The organism is Pontibacterium sp. (assembly GCF_041587635.1).
GTDB lineage: Bacteria > Pseudomonadota > Gammaproteobacteria > Pseudomonadales > Balneatricaceae > Pontibacterium.
On the sequence record NZ_JBFGYC010000292.1, the window covers coordinates 1 to 5028 of the forward strand.

Annotated in this window: 8 protein-coding genes; all 8 read right to left on the bottom strand. The window is 50.7% G+C overall.

The window, feature by feature from the left end; genetic code table 11:
• Positions 1 to 48: 48 nt before the first annotated feature.
• Entirely contained in the window at positions 49 to 378 is a 330-nt protein-coding gene (gene rplV, locus ABYW01_RS13745; RefSeq protein WP_282353706.1) for a 50S ribosomal protein L22, read from the bottom strand.
• A gap of 13 nt (positions 379 to 391) precedes the next feature.
• Positions 392 to 667 (bottom strand): 30S ribosomal protein S19, encoded by a 276-nt coding sequence (gene rpsS, locus ABYW01_RS13750; RefSeq protein WP_372833617.1) that lies wholly within the window; start codon positions 665 to 667, stop codon positions 392 to 394.
• Between the two features lie 19 nt (positions 668 to 686).
• Positions 687 to 1514: a 50S ribosomal protein L2 gene (rplB, locus tag ABYW01_RS13755; RefSeq protein ID WP_193952496.1), complete on the bottom strand. Its 828-nt coding sequence runs from the start codon at positions 1512 to 1514 to the stop codon at positions 687 to 689.
• Positions 1515 to 1529: 15 nt separating this feature from the next.
• Entirely contained in the window at positions 1530 to 1826 is a 297-nt protein-coding gene (gene rplW, locus ABYW01_RS13760) for a 50S ribosomal protein L23 (RefSeq protein WP_372833620.1), read from the bottom strand.
• Positions 1823 to 2428: a 50S ribosomal protein L4 gene (gene rplD / locus ABYW01_RS13765; RefSeq protein ID WP_372833622.1), complete on the bottom strand. Its 606-nt coding sequence runs from the start codon at positions 2426 to 2428 to the stop codon at positions 1823 to 1825. Before rplD ends, rplW begins: the two co-directional genes overlap by 4 nt.
• Positions 2429 to 2439: 11 nt before the next feature.
• On the bottom strand, positions 2440 to 3078 hold the full coding sequence (gene rplC / locus ABYW01_RS13770; RefSeq protein WP_372833625.1) for a 50S ribosomal protein L3: 639 nt from the start codon (positions 3076 to 3078) through the stop codon (positions 2440 to 2442).
• A 123-nt stretch (positions 3079 to 3201) separates the two neighbouring features.
• Positions 3202 to 3513, bottom strand: a complete 312-nt coding sequence (rpsJ, locus tag ABYW01_RS13775; RefSeq protein WP_027857456.1) for a 30S ribosomal protein S10 — start codon at positions 3511 to 3513, stop codon at positions 3202 to 3204.
• A 163-nt stretch (positions 3514 to 3676) separates the two neighbouring features.
• Positions 3677 to 4900, bottom strand: coding sequence for an elongation factor Tu (gene tuf / locus ABYW01_RS13780; protein WP_372833628.1), 1224 nt, complete (start codon positions 4898 to 4900; stop codon positions 3677 to 3679).
• Positions 4901 to 5028: the final 128 nt, after the last annotated feature.

The window sequence follows — 5028 nt, forward strand, 5'->3', positions numbered from 1 at the left end:
CCGGTCGGATGTACTTTCTGACCCATAACAAACTCTCCTAGCAGTCGCTTAGTCAGCCACTTTTACGGTGATGTGGCAGGAACGCTTCAGAATACGATCTGCGCGACCCTTTGCACGCGGCTTGATGCGTTTCATGGTCATACCTTCATCAACGAAGATAGTAGAAACGCGCAGCTCGTCGATATCAGCACCTTCGTTATGTTCTGCGTTTGCAATCGCAGACTCCAGTACTTTCTTGACAAGCGCCGCACCTTTTTTCGGGCTGTATGCCAGGATGTCCAGAGCTTCACCGACAGACTTGCCACGGATCTGGTCTGCTACCAGACGGGCTTTCTGAGCGGAGATGCGGGCGCCTTTCAATTTAGCGGCAACTTCCATCATCTAACTCCTCTTATCGCTTGGCTTTCTTGTCCGCTACGTGACCACGATAGTTACGTGTAGCAGCGAACTCGCCCAATTTGTGACCGACCATGTCCTCAGTGATGAACACTGGAACGTGCTGGCGACCGTTATGTACTGCAATCGTCAAACCGACAAAGTTCGGGAAGACGGTAGAACGACGAGACCAAGTCTTGATAGGACGGCGCTCATTGTTCTCAATTGCAGCCTCTACCTTCTTCAGCAGGTGAAGGTCGATAAATGGACCTTTCTTCAGTGAACGTGGCACAACTGTATCCTCAACCTAATTATTTGGCTTGACGACGGCGTACGATCAATTTATCGGTACGCTTATTCTTACGGGTCTTATAACCCTTGGTTGGTACACCCCATGGAGTAACAGGGTTACGACCACCAGAGGTACGACCTTCACCACCACCATGTGGGTGATCAACCGGGTTCATTGCAACACCGCGAACGGTAGGACGAACACCACGCCAGCGCTTAGCACCAGCTTTACCCAGCTGACGCAGGGAGTGTTCAGAGTTGCTTACTTCACCCAGAGTTGCGCGACAGTCAACAAGGACTTTACGCATCTCACCGGAACGCAGACGCAGAGTTGCATAAGCACCTTCACGCGCGACCAGCTGAGCAGAAGTACCCGCAGAACGTGCCATCTGAGCGCCTTTACCAGGTTTCAACTCGATGCAGTGCACAACAGAACCCACTGGGATGTTGCGCAAAGGCATGCAGTTACCTGGTTTGATGTCAGTGTCGGTACCAGATTTAATCTGGGAACCAGCAGCAACACCTTTAGGTGCGATGATGTAACGACGCTCACCGTCTGCATATTTCAACAGAGCGATGTGTGCGGAACGGTTAGGATCGTATTCCAGACGTTCTACAACGGCTGGGATTCCATCTTTGTTACGACGGAAATCGATAACACGGTACTGCTGTTTGTGACCACCACCTACGTGACGAGTAGTGATACGACCGTAGTGGTTACGACCACCGCTTTTGGATTTCTTCTCAACCAGCGGCGCGTAAGGCTTACCTTTGTGAAGGTCAGCACTTACCACTTTAACGACATGACGACGTCCAGCAGAGGTCGGCTTAGTTTTGATCAATGCCATTTTTTAAACCCCTAATTACTCGCCACCGAGGAAATCAATCTCAGAGCCGTCAGCCAGGCAGACATACGCTTTACGTACATCATTACGCTTGCCGAAACCACGCGCAGTGCGCTTGGTCTTGCCCTTAACGTTGACGATGTTCACGCCTTTAACTTTGACGTCGAACAGCTCTTCAACCGCTTTCTTGATTTCTGGCTTGGTAGCGTCATTAGTAACGCGGAACACCACCTGCTGAGAACCTTCAGCTACGATGGTTGCCTTTTCAGAGATGTGCGGACCCAACAGCACTTGGAAGATGCGTTCCTGGTTCATGCGAGCACCTCTTCAACCTTCTTCAGCGCAGCAACAGTGACCAGTACCTTGTCGAAACCGACCAGACTTACTGGATCAACACCCGCAGCATCGCGTACGTCAACGTGTGGTACGTTGCGCGCAGCCAGGTACAGGTTCTGCTCTACGTCTGCAGTGATCAGCAGTACGTTAGACAGGTCAAGCTCGTTCAGCTTGGCCACAAACTGTTTAGTTTTAGGAGATTCCAGAGCGAAATCTTCTACAACCACTAGGCGTTCCTGACGAACCAGCTCAGAGAAGATGCAACGCATAGCAGCGCGGTACATTTTCTTGTTTACTTTCTGAGCATGGTCACGTGGCTGTGCAGCGAACGTTACGCCACCAGTACGCCAGATTGGAGAACGGGAAGTACCCGCACGAGCACGACCGGTGCCCTTCTGACGCCAAGGTTTTGCACCACCACCAGATACCGCAGAGCGGTTTTTCTGGGCTTTAGTACCCTGACGAGCGCCAGCCAGGTATGCCGTAACAACCTGATGTACTAGCGCTTCGTTGAATTCTTTACCAAAAGCCAGGTCGGAAACTTCTACCGAACCGTTAGCTCCAGCTAAATTCAGATTCATTTCAAACCCCCTTAGGCGCCGACTTTAACAGCCGGTTTAACGATTACGTCACCGCCGGTTGCGCCCGGAACAGCACCTTTGATCAACAGCAGGTTACGTTCAACATCTACGCGAACGACTTCCAGAGTCTGTACAGTTACCTGTGCAGCACCCATGTGCCCTGCCATTTTCTTGCCTTTCCACACGCGGCCAGGAGTCTGACACTGACCAATAGAACCCGGAGCACGGTGAGACAGCGAGTTACCATGAGTCGCGTCTTGCATGGAGAAGTTCCAGCGCTTAATGCCGCCCTGGAAACCTTTACCTTTAGACTGACCAGTAACATCTACTTTCTGACCTGCTTCGAAGCGCGCAACAGTTAGCTCATCGCCAACGTTGACTTCTTCGTCACCTGACAGGCGGAACTCCCACAAACCTCGACCGGCTTCTACACCAGCTTTGGCGAAGTTACCCGCTTCCGGCTTAGACAGGCGATTAGCCTGCTTAGAACCGGTAGTAACCTGTACCGCTGCGTAGCCGTCGGTATCTGCTGTTTTCACAGTAGTTACACGGTTCGGTTCCACTTCGATGACGGTGACTGGCACGGATACGCCATCTTCTGCGAAGATGCGCGTCATACCCGCTTTACGTCCGATAAGACCTACAGACATTTTTAAAAACCTCTTGCCAGTTGTGTACGGGGCTGTTACCCACTACGGCTGCCCTTTCCAGAGCATTCCACACTAAAAAAGCGCTTCATTAATAAATTAAATCTGCGCAGTGCCTTTTTTTGATTAGCCGAGGCTGATCTGCACTTCTACACCCGCAGCAAGATCCAGCTTCATCAGTGCGTCAACTGTTTTCTCAGTTGGCTCAACGATGTCCAGAACACGCTTGTGAGTACGGATTTCATACTGATCACGTGCATCTTTATTCACGTGAGGAGAAACCAGAACTGTGTAGCGTTCTTTGCGGGTTGGAAGTGGGATCGGGCCACGCACCTGAGCACCCGTCCGTTTCGCAGTATCTACAATTTCCTGCGCGGAGGAGTCGATCAGGCGATGATCAAAGGCTTTCAGACGAATACGAATTTTCTGATTCTGCATTTCGATCACACAATTCCTAACGAATTATATTACGGCAAAGCCGACCACCCCTACTATGTAGGGGACGCAAATACTACTTGCATAAGGATATTCGGTCAAGCTTATTTTTTAACCAAAAAAAAGGCTCCCAATCCGGGAGCCTTTTTCTGTCAATCAGCGAATATTATTCGATGATTTTGGATACAACACCTGCACCAACGGTACGACCACCTTCGCGGATAGCGAAACGCAGACCTTCTTCCATTGCGATTGGGTTGATCAGAGTAACGTCCATCTGGATGTTGTCACCCGGCATTACCATTTCTACACCCTCTGGCAGCTCACAAGCACCAGTGATGTCAGTTGTACGGAAGTAGAACTGTGGACGGTAGCCTTTGAAGAATGGAGTGTGACGACCACCCTCTTCTTTGGACAGCACGTATACTTCGCCTTCGAAACGCGTGTGCGGAGTGATAGAACCTGGCTTAGCCAGTACCTGACCACGCTCAACATCATCACGCTTAGTACCACGCAGCAGCGCACCAATGTTCTCACCTGCACGACCTTCGTCCAGCAGCTTACGGAACATTTCAACACCAGTACAAGTAGTAGTGGTAGTTTCTTTAACGCCGACGATTTCAATTTCGTCACCAACGTTAACGATACCACGCTCTACACGACCTGTTACTACGGTACCACGACCGGAGATAGAGAATACGTCCTCGATAGGCATCAGGAACGGCTGATCAATAGCACGCTCTGGCTCTGGAATGTAAGTATCCAGTGCTTCGATCAGCTTCTTAACAGCTGTCGTACCCAGCTCATTGTCGTCCTGGCCGTTCAGCGCCATCAGAGCGGAACCCGCAACGATTGGAGTGTCATCACCTGGGAAGTCGTAGGTATCAAGCAGCTCACGCAGCTCCATCTCTACCAATTCCAACATCTCTTCGTATTCTTCAGAGTCAACACCGCCGCAATCTTCAGCCAGCAGGTCAGCTTTATTCAGGAATACAACAATGTAAGGTACGCCCACCTGACGGGACAGCAGGATGTGCTCACGAGTCTGAGGCATAGGGCCATCAGTTGCACCACATACCAGAATCGCGCCATCCATCTGCGCAGCACCCGTGATCATGTTTTTAACATAATCGGCGTGTCCCGGGCAGTCTACGTGTGCGTAGTGACGGATAGTAGAATCGTATTCAACGTGAGACGTTGCGATAGTAATACCGCGCTCACGTTCTTCTGGAGCGTTATCGATCTGATCGAACGCTTTCATTTCACCGCCGAAGACTTCCGCACATACGCGAGTCAGGGCAGCTGTCAGTGTAGTTTTGCCGTGGTCAACGTGGCCGATCGTACCAACGTTAACGTGCGGCTTGGAGCGTTCAAATTGTTCTTTAGCCATCAGTACAGTCCACTAGCGATAATTTTTGAAAAACAAATATAACAAAGGGCAGATATATTGCTATATCTGCCCTTCATAAAACTGGAGCTCATGGGCGGATTTGAACCGCCGACCTCACCCTTACCAAG